19 protein-coding genes are annotated in these 17,209 nt (G+C 45.4%); 8 read left to right on the top strand and 11 right to left on the bottom strand.

Annotated features, from left to right (window positions below):
• Positions 1 to 12 precede the first annotated feature (12 nt).
• Genes DRW07_RS18005 through pip form a run of 3 tightly spaced genes read right to left on the bottom strand, consistent with a single transcriptional unit; the run spans position 13 to position 2,364 of the window.
• Entirely contained in the window at positions 13 to 933 is a 921-nt protein-coding gene (locus tag DRW07_RS18005) for a bifunctional GNAT family N-acetyltransferase/hotdog fold thioesterase (protein ID WP_124029344.1), read from the bottom strand.
• A gap of 31 nt (positions 934 to 964) precedes the next feature.
• Positions 965 to 1,402 (bottom strand): D-aminoacyl-tRNA deacylase, encoded by a 438-nt coding sequence (gene dtd / locus DRW07_RS18000; protein WP_124029343.1) that lies wholly within the window; start codon positions 1,400 to 1,402, stop codon positions 965 to 967.
• Positions 1,399 to 2,364, bottom strand: a complete 966-nt coding sequence (pip, locus tag DRW07_RS17995; RefSeq protein ID WP_124029342.1) for a prolyl aminopeptidase — start codon at positions 2,362 to 2,364, stop codon at positions 1,399 to 1,401. Before pip ends, dtd begins: the two co-directional genes overlap by 4 nt.
• Before the next feature lie 66 nt (positions 2,365 to 2,430).
• On the opposite strand from pip, the gene DRW07_RS17990 reads away from it, so the two are divergent.
• Positions 2,431 to 2,676: a hypothetical protein gene (locus DRW07_RS17990; protein WP_124029341.1), complete on the top strand. Its 246-nt coding sequence runs from the start codon at positions 2,431 to 2,433 to the stop codon at positions 2,674 to 2,676.
• Positions 2,676 to 3,317 carry a DUF2959 domain-containing protein gene (locus DRW07_RS17985; protein WP_124029340.1) on the top strand — a complete coding sequence of 214 codons (642 nt, stop codon included), beginning with the start codon at positions 2,676 to 2,678 and terminating at the stop codon, positions 3,315 to 3,317. Before DRW07_RS17990 ends, DRW07_RS17985 begins: the two co-directional genes overlap by 1 nt.
• A 21-nt stretch (positions 3,318 to 3,338) precedes the next feature.
• Here the strand turns inward: DRW07_RS17985 and DRW07_RS17980 are convergent, their stop codons facing one another.
• Positions 3,339 to 4,508, bottom strand: a complete 1,170-nt coding sequence (locus tag DRW07_RS17980) for a WD40/YVTN/BNR-like repeat-containing protein (protein WP_124029339.1) — start codon at positions 4,506 to 4,508, stop codon at positions 3,339 to 3,341.
• A gap of 165 nt (positions 4,509 to 4,673) precedes the next feature.
• Here DRW07_RS17980 and DRW07_RS17975 point away from each other — a divergent pair, with 165 nt between their 5' ends.
• On the top strand, positions 4,674 to 5,687 hold the full coding sequence (locus DRW07_RS17975) for a phospholipase A (RefSeq protein ID WP_240630734.1): 1,014 nt from the start codon (positions 4,674 to 4,676) through the stop codon (positions 5,685 to 5,687).
• 9 nt (positions 5,688 to 5,696) lie between these two features.
• Here the strand turns inward: DRW07_RS17975 and DRW07_RS17970 are convergent, their stop codons facing one another.
• Positions 5,697 to 6,563 carry a virulence factor BrkB family protein gene (locus DRW07_RS17970; protein ID WP_124029337.1) on the bottom strand — a complete coding sequence of 289 codons (867 nt, stop codon included), beginning with the start codon at positions 6,561 to 6,563 and terminating at the stop codon, positions 5,697 to 5,699.
• Positions 6,564 to 6,617: 54 nt separating this feature from the next.
• Positions 6,618 to 7,508 (bottom strand): methylenetetrahydrofolate reductase, encoded by an 891-nt coding sequence (gene metF / locus DRW07_RS17965; protein ID WP_124029336.1) that lies wholly within the window; start codon positions 7,506 to 7,508, stop codon positions 6,618 to 6,620.
• A gap of 160 nt (positions 7,509 to 7,668) precedes the next feature.
• Between metF and metJ the strand changes: the two genes are divergently transcribed.
• Positions 7,669 to 7,992 (top strand): met regulon transcriptional regulator MetJ, encoded by a 324-nt coding sequence (gene metJ / locus DRW07_RS17960; protein WP_124029335.1) that lies wholly within the window; start codon positions 7,669 to 7,671, stop codon positions 7,990 to 7,992.
• A 14-nt stretch (positions 7,993 to 8,006) separates the two neighbouring features.
• On the opposite strand, the gene DRW07_RS17955 is transcribed toward metJ, so the two are convergent.
• Together DRW07_RS17955 and rpmE are read right to left on the bottom strand one after the other, a co-directional pair.
• The gene (locus DRW07_RS17955; RefSeq protein WP_124029334.1) at positions 8,007 to 9,245 is read right to left on the bottom strand and encodes a malic enzyme-like NAD(P)-binding protein; all 1,239 of its coding nucleotides are present in this window, start codon (positions 9,243 to 9,245) and stop codon (positions 8,007 to 8,009) included.
• A 226-nt stretch (positions 9,246 to 9,471) separates the two neighbouring features.
• A complete protein-coding gene (gene rpmE / locus DRW07_RS17950; protein WP_124029333.1) occupies positions 9,472 to 9,684 on the bottom strand; it encodes a 50S ribosomal protein L31 in 213 nt (70 codons plus the stop codon).
• A gap of 182 nt (positions 9,685 to 9,866) precedes the next feature.
• On the opposite strand from rpmE, the gene priA reads away from it, so the two are divergent.
• Together priA and DRW07_RS17940 are read left to right on the top strand one after the other, a co-directional pair.
• Positions 9,867 to 12,071: a primosomal protein N' gene (gene priA / locus DRW07_RS17945; protein WP_124029332.1), complete on the top strand. Its 2,205-nt coding sequence runs from the start codon at positions 9,867 to 9,869 to the stop codon at positions 12,069 to 12,071.
• A gap of 44 nt (positions 12,072 to 12,115) precedes the next feature.
• A complete protein-coding gene (locus DRW07_RS17940; RefSeq protein WP_124029331.1) occupies positions 12,116 to 12,700 on the top strand; it encodes an SPOR domain-containing protein in 585 nt (194 codons plus the stop codon).
• 21 nt (positions 12,701 to 12,721) lie between these two features.
• Here DRW07_RS17940 and DRW07_RS17935 read toward each other — a convergent pair whose 3' ends face one another.
• Positions 12,722 to 13,855 carry a GGDEF domain-containing protein gene (locus tag DRW07_RS17935; protein ID WP_124029330.1) on the bottom strand — a complete coding sequence of 378 codons (1,134 nt, stop codon included), beginning with the start codon at positions 13,853 to 13,855 and terminating at the stop codon, positions 12,722 to 12,724.
• A 236-nt stretch (positions 13,856 to 14,091) separates the two neighbouring features.
• Here DRW07_RS17935 and hslV point away from each other — a divergent pair, with 236 nt between their 5' ends.
• Positions 14,092 to 14,616 (top strand): ATP-dependent protease subunit HslV, encoded by a 525-nt coding sequence (gene hslV, locus DRW07_RS17930; protein WP_124029329.1) that lies wholly within the window; start codon positions 14,092 to 14,094, stop codon positions 14,614 to 14,616.
• Positions 14,617 to 14,662: 46 nt separating this feature from the next.
• Positions 14,663 to 15,991 (top strand): HslU--HslV peptidase ATPase subunit, encoded by a 1,329-nt coding sequence (gene hslU / locus DRW07_RS17925; protein ID WP_124029328.1) that lies wholly within the window; start codon positions 14,663 to 14,665, stop codon positions 15,989 to 15,991.
• A gap of 37 nt (positions 15,992 to 16,028) precedes the next feature.
• Here hslU and DRW07_RS17920 read toward each other — a convergent pair whose 3' ends face one another.
• Together DRW07_RS17920 and DRW07_RS17915 are read right to left on the bottom strand one after the other, a co-directional pair.
• On the bottom strand, positions 16,029 to 16,925 hold the full coding sequence (locus DRW07_RS17920; RefSeq protein ID WP_124029327.1) for an ATP-grasp domain-containing protein: 897 nt from the start codon (positions 16,923 to 16,925) through the stop codon (positions 16,029 to 16,031).
• Between the two features lie 81 nt (positions 16,926 to 17,006).
• Positions 17,007 to 17,195: a hypothetical protein gene (locus tag DRW07_RS17915; protein WP_124029326.1), complete on the bottom strand. Its 189-nt coding sequence runs from the start codon at positions 17,193 to 17,195 to the stop codon at positions 17,007 to 17,009.
• Between the last annotated feature and the right edge of the window lie 14 nt (positions 17,196 to 17,209).

The following is a 17,209-nucleotide window of genomic DNA, read 5'->3' as shown; positions in this document are numbered from 1 at the left end:
GCCTAGGACTTCCTAGGCTTTTTTGTTTGTGTTCCGCTTGGGCGGTAAGATCCAGTATTGGCCGACAAATTCAGCCACAGGTTTCGTATCGTCAAGTACTTCTACGGTCAGTGTGAGTGGGCATTTTTTGCCTTTTTCAAGTTTGGTAAAGCTGCCTTCTAAAGAAGTGAGTTCAGCGACGGCAGAAGGTTTCAGCGTAACCGGCTTGTGGTAATGAATATTGCCGTCACCCAGTACTATTTCACCTTCTAGCTGCAGACGTTTTAACTGAAGAAATATGAGGCCCCAACCCGTCAGTGTTGCTAGAGAGAAGACACTTCCGGCAAACATGGTGCCATGGAGGTTTACGTTCTTGTTTAATGATGCAGCAACCTCAAGCCTGTAGCCAGTGTAACGTTTTAGCTTGATGCCCATGTGTTGACTAATCGGGATCGTATCTTCCCAGGTTTGCTGTAGCTCATTACACCAGTCTGGATGACGCAAAGGACTGTTTTTACCGTCGAAGCGTTTCACCATTTGCTGGCGGTTCAGTGAGCCGAGTTCTTTTGGCGCTTCTCGTTCAATTTCAAAGCCACAGGATTCAAAAAAGGCAATAGACGTTTCCCGGCTATTGGTCACCGCTCGAACAGCACCCAGATCCATCGCCACTTGCTCCAGTTCTGCTAGGATAGCTTGTCCATAACTTTGGCCACGGTATTCAGGTGCAACAGCTATGTGCCGGATCTGAGCCTCTTCCGATGTATTAAGATGCACTCTGCCACAGGCAATGATATGTTGCTCCTCATCAATAAGGATCCTGTGCTCACTCACTTGTTCATATTCGTCTTTTTCTGAACCTGGTGGAAAATTCCAAGGTTCCCTTAGATGTAACCAACGAAAGTAAAAGTAGGCTTCGAGAAGTTCAGGCGTATCTGGAGCTTTTGCTGTTATCACGTGTGTTTTTATCTCTTTTGTTTGCTGCTCGTTAGCAATCAATATTAAAAGTTACTGGACCATCGTTGACCAAAGTTACTTTCATATCGGCACCAAATCGGCCGGCTTGCACAGGTATAGAAAGCGCTGAAAGAGCATCCATAAAAGCGTGATACAACACTCTGCCCTGCTCGGGTGATGCGCCTTTGGAAAAGCCTGGGCGATTGCCTCGCTGGGTATCAGCAACCAGCGTAAATTGAGATACTACCAGAATTTCGCCCCCGTGTTGGCGAATATCCAAATTCATCTTTCCTGCCTGGTCATTGAAAAAACGGAACTGACTAATTTTTTTAGCTAGCTTATTTGCGGTGTCGTGTGAATCCTGTTTTTCAACGCCCAATAGAATAAGGCAGCCGGAACCAATTTCACTGATAACCTCATTGTCTACCGTGACACTGGCAGCGGATACTCTTTGAATTAATGATTTCATACCGTGTGCTTTAAAAACTTGGCGACTTGTCGCGTTGCTTGAACTAGAGCAGATGCAATACCCGGTTCTGCCGTACTGTGGCCGGCATTTGGGATGATATTTAACTGGCTGTTTGGCCATTGTTTGTGCAGTGCAAAAGCGCCTGCAGTGCTACATATAGCATCATATCTGCCATGCACAATAATACCAGGAATAGCGGCTATCTTATCTATGTTATTAAGAATGTAGCCTTCGTCAATAAAACACCGGTTGAGTATATAGTGGCATTCGAGCAGAGCCATGCTGGTCATTTCCTTCAGTGGTGTATGTTGAGCTGCACTGTAATTTGCTGGCAGTGTCAGGCGGCTAAGGCGCTCCTCCCATTGATACCAGGCACGGATGGCATTAGCCCTGCGTATCTCATTGGTATCTTTGAGTTGTTTATAAAATGCCACGCATACATCATGTGTATTAGCTTGTTTGCCAATCGGTTCAACAAAGTGTTCATAGTAATCGGGAAACAGTTGCGCAGCACCGCCATTGGGTGAAATAAACCAGTCAAAATCAAACTGACGCGCCAAAAAAGTTCCTCTTAGGACCACGGCTAATGTACTGGCAGGATCATCTATCGCTGTTAACAAGGCCATGGTGGCGCCCCATGAACCTCCAAACACGACCCATTTGTCAATGTTGAGGTGTTGTTTCAGCGCGGCAATATCATGTAACAAATCTGTAGTGGTATTGTTTTCCGTGCTTCCGAACGGGACGGAGCGACCACATCCTCGTTGGTCAAAGCCAATAACAAAATAGAGGTTGGGATCAAAAAAACGCTGATACCCTTTAGGTAAGGCGCCTCCAGGACCTCCGTGTATAAAAATGACAGGTATACCCTCGGGATTACCTGACAATTCAAAATACAAAGTATGGCCGCCTGATACAGGCAAAGTGTGCGTCGAATTCGGTTCAATATCTGGATAAAGCATATAAGCCGTTGTATCCCGACTGAAATTGTTCTAGTTTATTTCTCATAAACATTACGTGGAGTTTATATGTCGGGTCAAGGGTCAGGCGGAAATGTTATCGCCGCAGTTTGTAATATTTTTATCGTGGGTTTAGGTCAATTAGTGCAAGGCCGCTTTATGGCAGCCATTTTGTTCTTTATTGTCACTTACTCTCTCTATGCATTGGCTGCAACAGGTGCTGTGTTAATTGTCACTTGGATTTTCTGGCCGGTTGCTGCAATTTTTCATCTTTGGTCTATCATTAATGCCGCTAGGTATAAGGGTTCAGATTAATGAAAAAAAGCGCTCTGATAGTGGGCATGCTGCTACTGCTAATGGGCTGTCAGAGTGCCTATTATGCGGCGTGGGAAAAGTTAGGGGTCGAGAAGCGAGATATTCTTGTTGACCGTGTTGAAAATGCGAAAGAAAGCCAGGAAGAAGCTCAAGAACAATTTGCGTCTGCATTGGAGGAGCTCTCAGCATTGATTGCATTTGACGGCGGAGAGTTACAAGATATCTACGAGGCATTAAGCGACCAATATGAGGCGAGCCAGGCAGCAGCTGCAGACGTATCATCTCGCGTTGATAAGGTTGAAAGTGTTGCTGAAGCACTGTTCGCAGAGTGGGAGGATGAGCTTGAAGCCTTTTCCAATGCTACTTATAAACGTCAAAGTGCAGAGCAACTCAGACAAACTCAGCGACAGTACGCAAGTTTAATGCGATCCATGCGAAAAGTAGAAAAGAGCATGCAACCTGTTCTCATAACCCTTAATGACAATGTGCTTTACCTTAAGCACAATCTCAATGCGAGTGCGATAGGTGCGTTACAAGGTGAGTTGACCTCCATTCAACGCGATGTAAATTTGCTGATTAACGAGATGAACGCTGCGATTAAAGAGTCAAATGCATTTATTGAGTCTATGCAGACAGACTAATGTGAGCGGTAAGTTAATAAGTTAGTCATCGATTCTAACTGTAAATATACCCCCTCGGTAGGTACCAAGATGCAGTGTATTTGTATCTGTGTCTTTCCAGCTCATGCTCCATACGCCACCAAACACACCTTGTTCATTTTCTCCCTCCCAGATCAGGGTTTGCCAGGTTTTACCTGCATCTTTGGACACTTCAATAATAAGTGGCTGATGTGTGTCAAAGTTCTTCTTCCATCCAGCGGTCACCCAAAAGTTATGGTCGTCGGGGTGGATTAGCATGTCAAAGTAGAATCGATAGTCTTTATCACCTGAAAGCGATATCCAGCTTTCGCCATTGTCTTCTGTTTTAATGAATCCACCCTCACCAGTTGCCAAAAAATGTGTGTCTCCAGAAGGAAGCTTGAGCAGTTTTTCAACAACAGCTGGAGCGGGTAATAGATCCTGCGCCGACACATCGAATTGTATCGCCTCGCCGATTGAATAGGCGCCGTCATTCGCTTCTACCACATCAAAGCGAAACAGCAAAGGTTGTTCAATTGCCCCCTGGCCACCATAAAACAGGGTGTGCGAGGCAGTATCTTCAGGGCTTGAGCCAACAAATAGAATAGACGACATGCCCGTACCAAAACTGTCCCAGTTACCACTGAGTGCTTGCCAGGTTTGTCCGTGGTCCAACGACTCAGCTAGCACTGAGGTGCCTACCGCATACAAGCGACTGCCATCTGCATTTGTCGTCATGCGAAATAAAGGCTCTTGTGTGGCTTCAGAAAGCGCAGCATTGCTACCAAAATTATTGAGCTGGTTTTCCCAGTTCAAACCTCTGTCCACGCTTTTAGCTAGGTAGTTTATGCCTTTGCTTAGATAGCTAATCAGCCAGTAGTCCTCATTCACAGCAATAAAGTGCCTGATATGCCAGGTGTCAGGCGTTGACAGTAACCATTGACCCTCTTTGCGTAAATACAAACCACGTTCAGTGGTTGCAGCATAGTCAGGAGAATGGCGGCTGTCTTGATCATAACTCAAAGGTACGACTTGCTTTACTACCTGACCGTCAAGAGCTTGATCAGTGACCTCGATAGACAGGGTTTCCTCGGGAGGTGTTTCAGGTATCTCAATAGGCGGGAGGGCATTGTCGTTACATGCGCAAAGCAAACAAAGAGTGGCTGCACAACTAATTAAAGATGATGTTTTCATAGCGAAATTATCCATGTTGTTAAACATGCTCTATTTAAACGAAATAAAGAGGCTCATTTGTCAGCAAATTCGTAACGATTTGATAAATTATGTAATCGCCAAGATGGACTGTGATCATGTATTCTCCTTTTTATTCGCTTCTTTCGGCTCCTAATAACAATGAACGTGAAAACTAACTCTTGCTGCTTGTTTTTTCTCACTTTGCTGTCGTCTTTATCGTCAGGCGCATTCGCTGATACGCCGATTGAAGAGTGTGTGCTTGCTTATTTTTATGAAGGGAAGGCCACAATGACCCTAAAGGATGTGAGGGATGCATGCACTATTGAGAAGACTGAAAGGCAAACTACACAATCAACAACCAATAGTTCAGGCATTATTTCGAGAAGAATTAACAGCGAGCGTCAAACGCAACACGAGCCCTTTGTTATCACTCCTCATAAAATGAATTACTTCTTACCGGCTATTTCCACGACCGAAATAAACCGCACGGTCTATGAAGGGGTAAATGGTATTGCAGACAACCTAGAAGATTTGGAAGCAAAATATCAGCTAAGCTTAAAGGTGCCACTGAATGCAAGCTCAATACTTATCGACGGAGATGGTTTATATGCTGGATTTACATTACAAGCGTGGTGGCAGATATATGCAGATGACATCTCTAAACCGTTCAGAGAAACCAATTATCAACCCGAGTTATTTTATTTTGCGCCAGTAGGGTGGCAGCCGTTCGGGGGGAACACCAGTGTAATGGTGGGCATAGAGCATCAATCAAATGGCAGGCGTCAGGCCTTATCGAGAAGCTGGAATCGTGTTTACGCTAGTTTTTTGTATGAAAAAGACAATTTTGCAATGGCACTGCGTCCTTGGGTGAGATTATCTGAAGATCCCAAAACCTCTGAGTTTGATGCGGAAGGGGATGACAATCCTGATATTGATGACTTCATGGGGCACTATGAACTGGGCATGGTATACAATTGGAATTCGCTGGAGCTTAGTTTTACCGGCAGAAGAAACTTCAGCACTCATAAAGGTGCAGCTGAACTCGGCCTAACATTTCCGCTGTGGGGTAAAATCCACGGCTATGCGACTGTCTTTACCGGTTATGGTGAAAGTATGATCGACTATAACCACAAACAAACCCGGGTCGGTTTAGGAATAGCGCTCAATGGCGTATTGTAAATGCGTTTTTTATTTGTGCTCAGCGGCTGGATTTTCCCACACCTCTTCGAGGCTGCAGGTAAACTCAGCACCGACGAGTACGACTATCCAGGATAGGTAAACCCACACAAACAATATAGGCACAACGGCCAGTGCACCGTAGATGAGTTGATAGGAAGGAAAACTGGTCACGTATAGGGCAAAGCCTTTTTTAGACAATTCAAAAAGCAATGTGGCAAGTAGTGCCCCGATCAAGGCATAACGCGGTCTGACCCTTTTGTTCGGTACCATAGTGTAAAGAATGATAAATGCCAGCAAGGATGTAAAGACCGGTACAAGCTTTAAAATAAAAGTGCCAAGTCCTGGTGTGTACTCTTCAGCAAAGGTTGCCAAACCGGTTAAATAAGAGCTAACGGCGACGCTCGAGCCCATGAGTAACGGGCCAAGTGTAATAACCATCCAATAAACCGCAAACGTATATACGCGGGGTCTTTCACTAGGTGTGCGCCAAATGAGATTCAGCGTTTTATCAATATTTGAAATGAGTAGTAAGGCAACGGCAAGCAAAGAAAGAATACCCACAACACCCATCTCTGAGGCATTACCGACAAAATCACCAATATATTGTTGAACGGTATCTCCCGCTGCTGGAACAAAGTTGTTGAAGATGAAGTTCTCTAGTTGCGAGCGCACATCTTTGATTGCCGGGAATGCAGACAATATGGTGAAAAATACCATGATAAAAGGCACTAGAGACAGTAAGGTAACATAGGCGAGGTGGCCGGCAGAGACTGTTATCTTGTCGCGTTTGCAGCGATAGACAAAGCGCCTTAACAAAGCATCTAACTTCGCTTTGTTTATTACCTGACCGAGTGACTGAAGGCCGCTGTTCGGCATGATGTTATCCTATGTAGTACTTCAGTCACCAGTTTATCCTGATTGTGAGCAGGTTCAAGCTGTTGCGCGAACACCTAGCATATGACAAATTGCGTAACTCAGCTCGCTGCGGTTAAGTGTATAAAAATGAAAATGCTTTACGCCTTCTTTGGCCAACACTTTGACTAAGTCCATAGCAATATTTGCACCCAACAAATTACGAGTAGTCTGATCGGACTCGTCCAAACCCTCAAATTGCTTATGTAACCAACTGGGCACATGCACGTTAGTGAATCCGGCAAATCGCAACAAGGTCTGATAATTTGTGACCGGTAATATGCCTGGCACTATGTCCAGATCAATACCTGCGGCAGCGGCACGGTCACGGAAACGCAGAAATACACTAGCATCAAAGAAAAATTGAGAAATCGCCTCAGTGGCGCCTGCTTCAGCTTTGCGTTTTAAATTCAGCAAATCAAATTGGCTGTTTGGTGCCTCTGGGTGCTTTTCTGGGTAAGCTGCCACAGAGATATCAAAATCGGCCACGTCTCTTAATAGTTCCACCAAGTCACTGGCATACATAGCGGGTTTTTCGGTCGTGCCGGGAGGCAAATCACCGCGTAAGGCCACAATGCGGCGAATACCTGAGTCCCAATAATCCTTTGCAATGTTAACCAGTTCATCGCGGCTAGCATCAATGCAAGTAAGATGAGGAGCCGCAACAACGCCTGTTTGTTGTTGAATACGTTTTACAATCTCATGCGTACGATCCCGTTCACCGCTATTTGCACCATAGGTCACTGACATATACGCTGGCTTCAAAGGAGCTAGTCGCTCTACGGATTTCCAGAGCGTTGTTTCCATTGCCTCGGTTTTAGGCGGAAAGAACTCAAATGACACATCGATATCACGAAGCTCAGAAATTGACTGGTTGAGGGCGTCAATGCCCTGCGCATAGGAAACCATAAAATACCTCTAGACGTTTAGACGTCTAAATTAAGCGATATATGTCTAGACGTCAAGCAGTTCATACTGCTTAATTGACCTTTTGCAGGCATTGTTTACAATTTAGTCCTTTCGGGGTCACACCTAAAGTATAACGCACACAACAATAAGAGCTTTTTAAATGGCAGAATGGAACGGAAAGTATATTCATCCCTATGCGGAGCATGGGAAAAAAAGTGAGCAGGTCAAAAAAGTCACTGTCTCCATTCCAATTAATGTACTAAAAGTACTCACCGACGAACGAACGCGGCGACAAATCAATAATCTGCGTCACGCAACTAATTCAGAATTACTTTGTGAGGCGTTTTTACACGCGTTTACCGGTCAGCCCTTACCGAATGATGATGATCTTAAAAAGGACAACCCGCACAGAATCCCATCTGCAGCAAGAGAGATTATGGTGGAAATGGGCCTCGATCCCGAGAAGGATGCAGAGGGCGAATAAACGCCCTCTCGTTTTTAAGCGTAGTCTGGAGGGGTCTCAAGCCCCGCAACACCCGATTCAATCGCCGCTTTCGCTACCGCTGTTGCTATCCGGCTGCAAAGCCGAGGGTCCATGGGCTTGGGAATGATGTATTCTTTTCCAAATACTAGGGAATCAGACTTACTGGCCTTGAGTACCTCTTCTGGCACTGGTTCTTTCGATACGGCACGGATGGCTTCAACAGCCGCAACTTTCATCTCATCATTGATTTGCGACGCTCTCACATCTAAAGCACCGCGGAAAATAAAGGGGAAGCAAAGCACGTTATTGACTTGATTGGGGTAGTCTGAGCGCCCGGTTGCCATAATCAAATCATCGCGAATCTCATGTGCTAGCTCAGGTCTTATTTCAGGATCCGGGTTGGAACAGGCAAAGACAATCGGGTTGGGGGCCATTAATGCTAAGGTTTCAGGTGGTAACAAGTCGGGACCCGATACACCGACAAAGATATCTGCTCCCTCCATGACATCGTCCAGTGTGCGTTTGTCCGTATTGTTAGCGAATAGCATTTTATGCTCGGTCAGGTCGTCTCTACGAGTATGGATTACGCCCTTGCGATCTAGCATATAAATACGCTCGCGTTGCGCACCACACTTGATAAGAAGTTCCATACAGGCGACCGCAGCAGCACCTGCACCGAGGCATACAATTTTGGCATCTTCTAGGTTCTTACCCTGAATTTCCAGTGCATTCAACATACCCGCCGCTGTTACAATAGCGGTGCCGTGTTGATCATCATGAAACACGGGGACTTTACAACGCTCAACCAAGGCTCGCTCTATTTCAAAGCATTCTGGCGCTTTGATATCTTCCAAATTAATGCCGCCAAAGGTATCTGCAATATTCGCTACAGTGTTGATAAACTCTTCAGTCGTGCGATGTTTAACTTCGATATCTATGGCGTCTAGGCCAGCAAAACGTTTGAATAAAAAGGCCTTGCCTTCCATTACCGGCTTGGAAGCCAAAGGGCCAAGATTACCAAGCCCGAGTATAGCGGTACCGTTACTAATGACGGCAACTAAATTGCCCTTAGCGGTATATTGATAGGCCGCTGCGGGGTCATCCGCGATTTCTTTTACCGGCTCTGCTACGCCGGGGCTATAGGCAAGGGCTAGATCGTCTACACTCTCCGCGGGTTTAGACAACTCTACCCGGATTTTTCCAGGGGTGGGCTTTGCATGATAATCGAGCGCTCTTTGGCGTAAATCTGACATTGTCGACTTATCCTTTATATGTGTGTAGGGAACAGGGTTTCCGTCAGCTAATGCTTTTTTATTAGTATTATTATTGTTTTTTCAACACTCTATCACAGCCAATCCGGCAGTCCATATTTCCTTTTTATGTTGAATAGAAACAATCCTCATATAGGCTTTATTGCAGACATAAAAAAACCCATCACTGGGATGGGTTTTTGTGTTCGACTTGCACGCCTGTTTGTGCTTACTTCTTACCAAGCGCACCAAAACGCTTTTTGAAGCGGTCAACACGGCCACCGGTGTCAACGTTACGCTGTTTACCCGTGTAGAATGGGTGACACTGTGAGCAAACGTCCAGGTTAAGGTCTTTACCTACCGTTGAGCGAATTTTCATTACGTTACCGCAAGAACACGTTGCAGTAATTTCTTCATACTTAGGATGAATACCGTCTTTCATGGGATACCTCATATTAAGGCTGCATCGCTAACCTGCCCGAAGCAGGCCACCATACATAGCTAAATTATTGTGGCGAGGCTTATACATCAGCATAAGGCTTGCCGTAAAGAGGCGCGCATATTAATGTAAGCGGCTATTTGTTTCAAGCTTAACTTGCACGAAAATTCATCAGAAAAAGCATTATGTATCTTATTCAGGCTGCGGTGCCAGTACCTTTGCGCCAGCTTTTTACCTATACCCATGACAGTAGTCTTGAGCATGGTGTAAGAGTTGTTGTGCCTTTTGGCAAGCGCGAACTTGTTGGTATTGTGATGGAAAGTAAACCTGTCGGCAGTGATCAGGAAAAGGCAGCAACGGATGGTACGCTCAAAGCAGTACAATGCGTATTAGATACTAAACCGCTTATTCCCGACGAATTGTTGTCGCTGGGAAAATGGCTCTCTGACTATTATCTTCATCCCATTGGTGACACCTTGTTAACCATGCTTCCAAGTTGGCTGCGCAAAAACAAATCAGAGCAAGAGATAATGTCGTTGGTAAACCAGCAAGCCCTGAAAATTCTGCCAGAGGGAAAAGACGCGCTTTCAACAATTCCTGCCAATGCAAAGCAGCAAAAACGCTTATTGAATGCCTTAAGGGAGAAGTCGGCCTTGCTGAGTGATGTTAAACAGCGTTTCTCCAATGCGGTGATTAACGCATTGGTCGATAAACAATGGGCGGTGCAATATCAACAGAATCTAGAAGCAAAAGTAGACTGGCAAGACAAATTAACCCTTGGTAATAAGCCTATTGCCAGTCGTGAACAAGGGGCGGCAATTGGCGTCATAACCAGTCAGTTAACAACCTTTTCTGTCAGCCTACTTGATGGGGTGACAGGCAGCGGTAAAACAGAAGTGTATTTACAGGTCATAGAAACGGTACTTCTGCGTGGGAGGCAAGTGCTGGTTCTGGTACCAGAGATTGGCCTGACGCCACAAACCGTTGAACGGTTTGAACGACGCTTTGGTCATCCTGTTGGCGTGTTGCATTCAAAAGTCTCAGACAAAAAGCGCATGCAAATCTGGTTAGCAGCAAAATCTGGGAAACTCCCCCTGATTATAGGTACACGCAGCGCTATTTTTACTCCTTTTTATCAGCTAGGTCTGATTGTGGTCGATGAAGAACACGACGACTCTTTTAAGCAACAGGACGGATTGAGGTACCATGCCAGAGACTTGGCTGCAGTGCGTGCACAAAGGCTAGGCGTTCCCTTAGTACTAGGTAGCGCAACCCCTTCTTTAGAAACCCTTAACAATGCACTCAACGGGCGCTATCAGCATTTACATTTAAGTGCCAGAGCAGGGGGCGCTAATCCGGTTAGCCAGTACATTCAGGATATGCGAAACCATCCTGTTCAAGGAGGGATAGCTGAACACCTAATAGAAAAAATGCAGCAGCACATTCAAGCAGGAAATCAGGTACTGGTGTTTCTTAATCGTCGTGGGTTTTCTCCGGTTTTGCTTTGCCATGCTTGTGGGCACGTCGAGATGTGTCACCGTTGCGACCGGCCCATGACCTGGCACAAAGCCAAAAGACAGCTTAAATGCCATCATTGTGATGCACAGCGCGGTGTACCAAATCGATGTGATCATTGCCATAGTGACTCGCTGATTGCGGATGGTCTTGGTACTGAGCAGTTAGAGCAGGCGCTACAAGGATTATTTCCCAGTGTGTCTATTGCCAGAATAGATCGAGATGCCACTCGAACAAAAGATGCCCTAGAAAAAAGGTTTGATGAAATAAGGGCAGGCAAGCATCAGTTGCTGGTGGGCACACAAATAGTGGCCAAAGGACATCACTTTCCCGATGTGACTATGGTTGTGATTGTGGATGTGGATTCTGCACTTTTCAGTGCAGACCTGCGCGCTGCTGAAAAGCTGGCGCAACTGGTCACACAATTGGCTGGGCGTGCTGGCCGTGCTGAGAAGCCTGGCGAGATGTGGTTGCAAACCCATCACCCAGGGCATCCTATCGTGCAAGAACTCATTCACAACGGGTATGCGCACGTTGCTCGTGGTTTATTAGCTGAACGGCAATCTGCAAACGTTATTCCTTTTAGTGTACAAGCTATTGTAAAGGCTGAGTCACATGAACAATACAAAGTTCAGAAAGCATTGCAACTGGCAAGGTCTGCGCTACCCCCTGCGCATATTATTTCTGCAATTGGTCCGGTACAAACACTGATCGAAAAGAAACAAGGTCGCTATCGAATGATGTTAATTGTTCGAGCATCCTCGCGAAAAGCGCTCAATCTTGCTTTGCGTCATCTGTTGTCAGCCATGACTGCCAGCAAAGAAGCAAAACAAGTCAGATGGTCTTTGGATGTTGATGCAATCGATCTGACATAAGGTTACACTTCATTTCGAAGTAGTGATAAGAGAATAATACCACCATGACCCAACGCGATTATGTTTCTCGCGGACGAGCGCCAAAACCCAATCAGAAAAAGAATAAGCCTGCTGCTCGCAAAAAACACAATCAGAAGCAAGCGCCAGAAAATACCGTACCCGCTACGTTATGGGTACGCGTTGTTGTAGTGGTGCTTATCCTAATCGGCTTTGCTGCCTGGCTATGGTCTATTAAAGACAATGCACCTGCACCGGATAATCAAATTGAACAACCTCTTGTTATTCAGGATGAAGAAGGCTTACCTGAATTGCCTGAGGAAGACTGGCAATATATTAAATCGCTACCGGGATACGAAGTAGAGGTTGATGTAGAAGCCCATCAGGGGTCTGGCAGACGCTATTTAATGCAATGTGCTTCTTTTAGAACCCGCGCACAAGCGGAAGAAATGAAAGCTAAAATTGCTTTCCAGGGGCAGGAATCTCAAATTAGAAAAAGCACGGGTGAAAATGGTGATTGGTTTAGGGTGATTTTGGGTCCCTTTGATACAAAGCGGGATGCTGAACGTGCCAGACACTCACTAAGACGTGCGAGTATTACGACTTGTCAAATTTGGTTCTGGAATCTGTAAGTTGGCAAAGCTGGCCGAGTCTCAATTGGGCCCGGCCAACTCATCAAAAGCGACATATCTATTTCTGCCCATCTTTTTAGCTTCATAGAGTGCGCTATCAGCTTGTTTTATGACATCTGTCTTTTCAATGTCATGACTGGGTACTGCGCTGGCGCCACCAACAGAACACGTGACGGTTACCGGCTTTCCTTGATGGGTCAATGCCATACTTTCTACAGCTTTACGCAAACGTTCACCCAACGTCCTGGCTCCGCTTGCATCTGTATTAGGCAGTAGAGCCACAAATTCTTCACCACCATAGCGGGCGATACAATCGGTAGGTCGCTTTAGCTCATTAGAAATAAGGCTAGAAGCTTGCCTGAGTACTTCGTCGCCAAACAAATGCCCATAAGTATCGTTCAGTGATTTAAAATGATCAAAATCTAACATGATCACTGACATAGGCGATTTCAGGCGAAAACTGCGACTCCACTCTTGTTCAAATTCGGCATCAAAATACATGCGATTTTTAAGTTGAGTGAGCTGGTCGGTGGTACTCAATTTTTCTAATTCAGATGCCCGCTCTTCGGCAATAAGGTGATTTCTAATTGCCGACCAGTAGTTATCGCGTGAATATTTAGACGCAGCAATTACATAGGCGTAAGACAGGAGCATGCAAATGCCATATATGGTGCTCAAAGGATCGCGTTCGATAAAGAACACAAAAAAAGCAGGCGCGTACAATGCCAAAGGGTAAAAGTAGCGCACTGTATTGGAGATACTCAAAGCGCTAGCGCCACCCATCGCGAGTGCGGCCAGTACAATAAGGATAAATTGATAGGCATTGCTATCTTTAAACTCAATTAAGATAAACGCACTCATAACGCCCCAGTGCGATGCGGAAAGCAAAATGAAACCGATCAATAGTTGATAGAGGAAGTCGGTAGTGTACTTATTGGCGCGTTTTACATAGGCTAAGTGAATCAAACGCGCTACAAACATGAAAAGAATTAGTCCTGAGTTGACCATTACAAACATTGGGGAGTTCGCCCAAAAGTCAAAACCAACCACAAACACAACCCAAACAGCGAGGTAAATAAAAATGCCCGCTTTTGCACGCATGGTAAGATCAAACAGTGCTTGGAAATGTAACTGAGTGGTTTGCTCAGGGTGCATATCAGCCTCCTGTTTTTATTGTAATTAGGATCATAGTTGGGATCGTCAAAATATTCCTGCACAAGAGATAAATCAACATAAAAAAACTCAAACTAATTCAATCACAAGGCGTGAATTAGGCCAGTAGTGAAGCTTGATACTAGAACATAGAACGGGACATTTTCGTGTTAGCACCTTGAAATTTCCTACTTAGTGCATACCTTTGAAGCTAATGTAAGTGTGGATGAGGAATCCTAGTGACTACTATTGTATCTGTGCGCCGTGATAATCAAGTAGTGATTGCGGGAGACGGGCAAGTCTCTTTAGGCAATACGGTAATGAAAGGCAATGCGCGCAAAGTCAGAAGACTGTATCAGAACAAAGTACTGGCAGGTTTTGCAGGTGGAACTGCCGATGCCTTTACTTTATTTGAGCGATTTGAATCTAAACTTGAGCAACACCAAGGGCATTTGACTAAAGCCGCTGTTGAATTGGCGAAAGACTGGCGTACTGATCGTATGTTAAGACGTCTCGAAGCGCTGCTAGCCGTCGCTGATCATACTGCCTCTTTTATCATTACAGGGAATGGCGATGTTGTGCAGCCAGAAAATGATTTGATCGCAATTGGGTCCGGTGGCCCTTATGCCCAAGCTGCTGCCTCAGCATTGCTAGATAATACCAGTTTGTCGGCGCAGGAAATTGCAGAGAAGAGCCTGACTATTGCTGGTGATATTTGTGTGTTCACCAACCACAGTCAAACGGTTGAAACCTTAAGTTATTAATTGCGTTGGTTTAATAACCTGCGTAAAGCAATGGAAAAAATTAACTATGTCTGAAATGACGCCCAGAGAAATTGTACACGAGCTAGACCGTCATATAATCGGCCAGCAAGACGCCAAACGCGCAGTGTCTATTGCACTTAGGAATCGTTGGCGCCGCATGCAGCTGCCTGAAGAGTTAAGACAAGAAGTTACACCGAAAAATATACTCATGATCGGGCCCACAGGTGTTGGTAAAACTGAAATTGCGAGGCGTCTAGCGAAATTGGCCCATGCGCCCTTTATCAAGGTTGAAGCTACAAAATTCACCGAGGTAGGGTATGTAGGTAAAGAAGTCGAATCTATTATTCGGGATTTGGCTGATATCTCGGTAAAAATGACCAAAGAGCTAGAGATGGAAAAAGTGCGTTTTCGCGCGGAAGAAGCCGCAGAAGAACGCATTTTGGATGTTCTACTTCCAGGCGCTGAAAATGTATTTGGTGAAAAGGAAGAGGCACAGGACAGGGGGACGCGCCAAACGTTTCGTAAAAAGCTCAGAGAAGGCAAGCTAGACGACAAAGAAATCGATATCGACATAGCACAACCACAAGTTGGTGTTGAAATTATGGCGCCTCCAGGCATGGAAGAAATGACCAATCAACTACAAGGCATGTTCCAAAATTTGTCAGGCTCTCAAAAGAAGAAGAAGAAGCTGAGGATCAAAGAAGCGCTGAAGCTATTAGTAGAGGAAGAGGCTGCCAAGCTGGTTAATCAGGAAGATCTAAAACAAAAAGCTATTGATGCGGTAGAGCAAAATGGCATTGTTTTTATTGATGAAATTGACAAAATCTGTAAACGAGAAGGCACAGGAAGTGCCGATGTTTCTCGTGAAGGCGTACAGCGCGACTTGCTGCCTTTGGTTGAAGGCTCAACGGTATCTACCAAACACGGTATGATCAAAACTGACCACATATTGTTTGTTGCCTCAGGTGCATTCCAGATGGCTAAACCCTCTGACTTAATCCCGGAGCTACAAGGCCGCTTGCCCATTCGGGTAGAACTGTCAGCGCTTAAAGTTGAGGACTTCAAACGTATTCTTACAGAACCCAATGCGTCACTCACTGAACAGTACCGTGCGTTGTTGGCGACCGAGGGCGTGTCGGTAACGTTTGATGAAAGTGGTATCCAGCGCATCGCCGAGGCGGCCTGGCAAGTAAACGAAAAAACTGAAAATATCGGTGCGCGACGTCTGCACACGGTGCTTGAGCGTTTAATGGAAGAGATTTCTTTCGATGCGTCTGAAAAGTCAGGTGAGTCTATTACTATTGATGCCAACTATGTTAATAGTCACCTCGAGGCGCTAGTGGACAACGAAGACTTAAGTCGGTTTATTTTGTAATCGGCAACTACTTTAAGAGGGCGCGCCAGCGCCCTTTTTAATGCAATAACAGCCTTCCTAGTTCTTCACTTACAGGTAGCCCGGTTAATTGCTCAAATCGATAGAAGTGAGGACAGGGGTTGGCTTCCAAAAAGTAAAATTGTCCGTAGGCATCGATACGCCAGTCAATAGCACACCAAATCATGCCAAACCCTCTGCAAATCCTTCGAGCTAAATTAGCGATGTTATCTGGCAGCGTTACCACATGAACTTGCACATTGCTATCTTCTCTGAAGTCCAAATAGTCCGTTTTTAACTCTGCGCTCAGCAAAGTATTTCCCAGAACAAAAGTACGCACGTTGCTTGTGCCGACTTTTGCCTGCAGCGTAACAGGTGCCAAACGCAATGCGGATTGCAAGTGATCCATGTGACGTTGTTTATGACAAACTGGTTGCGTCAATGCACCACCTTGCACGGGCTTAAAAATACAAACACTGTGTTGGCGTAAAAAGTCCAACGCGCAGCGTGGGTTGTTGCCGATATAAGTAGGAGGTATTACTGCGCCAAGTCGGACTGCATGATTAAGTTGCCTAGGTTTGTTTTGATGGTATTGCAACGCTGAAATTGGGTTGATCCAACGAATGCTAAGACAATTCAAAAGAGGAGACAGTGCGCTTTGGACTTCCTTCTTTAGCCAGTTACCCGTTGTCGCTTGTTCAGACTGACAAGCCTGTGCTCTGTGCCAATAGACACTCTTTATGTCATTAAAACTAAAGCTCTCATTGTTTAGATGTAAGTAGCCTTGGCCGCAGTCAGGCTGCCAGCTAATGGCATTTTTAAGTGGAAAGTCTGAAAGTTGAAGGCAGCGCACCTCGCTGCCCATTTCACGTAACCTAACGGCAATGCAATGAATTTGGTATTCTTTTTCATCACCAACAATAAGTGTTACAGCCATACTGCGCCCTTGTATATTAAGACAAGTAGCCCAAATGCAATGCATTGCACTTGGGCATCGTTATGATTTTGGATTTATCGCCTATACAAAATCATCAATGGGAAGTTCTCCGCCATCTTCACCTAACGCAAACGTGATGAAAATGGGGGGAGGCAGAATGCCTGGTGTGTAAAATGAATCAGTGTTGATGTCATGAGCCGCAGAGGCGCTGCCGGCAGCTTGCTCACATTCTTGATTGGTTAATTCAGTTATTTCAAATGGATGTTGCATTATTGTCTTCCTTT

This window comes from Paralteromonas sediminis (assembly GCF_003820355.1).
In the GTDB taxonomy this organism is placed as follows: Bacteria; Pseudomonadota; Gammaproteobacteria; order Enterobacterales; family Alteromonadaceae; genus Alteromonas_F; species Alteromonas_F sediminis.
This window is presented reverse-complemented; position numbering and strand designations above follow the sequence as displayed.

Excerpts from the sequence above, each read along its gene's own strand:
- pip (WP_124029342.1), bottom strand. The coding sequence starts at position 2,364 with ATGCTTTATCCAGATATTGAACCGAATTCGACGCACACTTTGCCTGTA.
- rpmE (WP_124029333.1), bottom strand. The coding sequence starts at position 9,684 with ATGAAAGACGGTATTCATCCTAAGTATGAAGAAATTACTGCAACGTGT.
- DRW07_RS17985 (WP_124029340.1), top strand. The coding sequence starts at position 2,676 with ATGAAAAAAAGCGCTCTGATAGTGGGCATGCTGCTACTGCTAATGGGC.
- DRW07_RS17990 (WP_124029341.1), top strand. The coding sequence starts at position 2,431 with ATGTCGGGTCAAGGGTCAGGCGGAAATGTTATCGCCGCAGTTTGTAAT.
- metJ (WP_124029335.1), top strand. The coding sequence starts at position 7,669 with ATGGCAGAATGGAACGGAAAGTATATTCATCCCTATGCGGAGCATGGG.
- DRW07_RS17915 (WP_124029326.1), bottom strand. The coding sequence starts at position 17,195 with ATGCAACATCCATTTGAAATAACTGAATTAACCAATCAAGAATGTGAG.
- hslU (WP_124029328.1), top strand. The coding sequence starts at position 14,663 with ATGTCTGAAATGACGCCCAGAGAAATTGTACACGAGCTAGACCGTCAT.
- DRW07_RS17940 (WP_124029331.1), top strand. The coding sequence starts at position 12,116 with ATGACCCAACGCGATTATGTTTCTCGCGGACGAGCGCCAAAACCCAAT.
- DRW07_RS17970 (WP_124029337.1), bottom strand. The coding sequence starts at position 6,563 with ATGCCGAACAGCGGCCTTCAGTCACTCGGTCAGGTAATAAACAAAGCG.
- DRW07_RS17955 (WP_124029334.1), bottom strand. The coding sequence starts at position 9,245 with ATGTCAGATTTACGCCAAAGAGCGCTCGATTATCATGCAAAGCCCACC.
- DRW07_RS17920 (WP_124029327.1), bottom strand. The coding sequence starts at position 16,925 with ATGGCTGTAACACTTATTGTTGGTGATGAAAAAGAATACCAAATTCAT.
- dtd (WP_124029343.1), bottom strand. The coding sequence starts at position 1,402 with ATGAAATCATTAATTCAAAGAGTATCCGCTGCCAGTGTCACGGTAGAC.
- metF (WP_124029336.1), bottom strand. The coding sequence starts at position 7,508 with ATGGTTTCCTATGCGCAGGGCATTGACGCCCTCAACCAGTCAATTTCT.
- DRW07_RS17935 (WP_124029330.1), bottom strand. The coding sequence starts at position 13,855 with ATGCACCCTGAGCAAACCACTCAGTTACATTTCCAAGCACTGTTTGAT.
- DRW07_RS17980 (WP_124029339.1), bottom strand. The coding sequence starts at position 4,508 with ATGAAAACATCATCTTTAATTAGTTGTGCAGCCACTCTTTGTTTGCTT.
- priA (WP_124029332.1), top strand. The coding sequence starts at position 9,867 with ATGTATCTTATTCAGGCTGCGGTGCCAGTACCTTTGCGCCAGCTTTTT.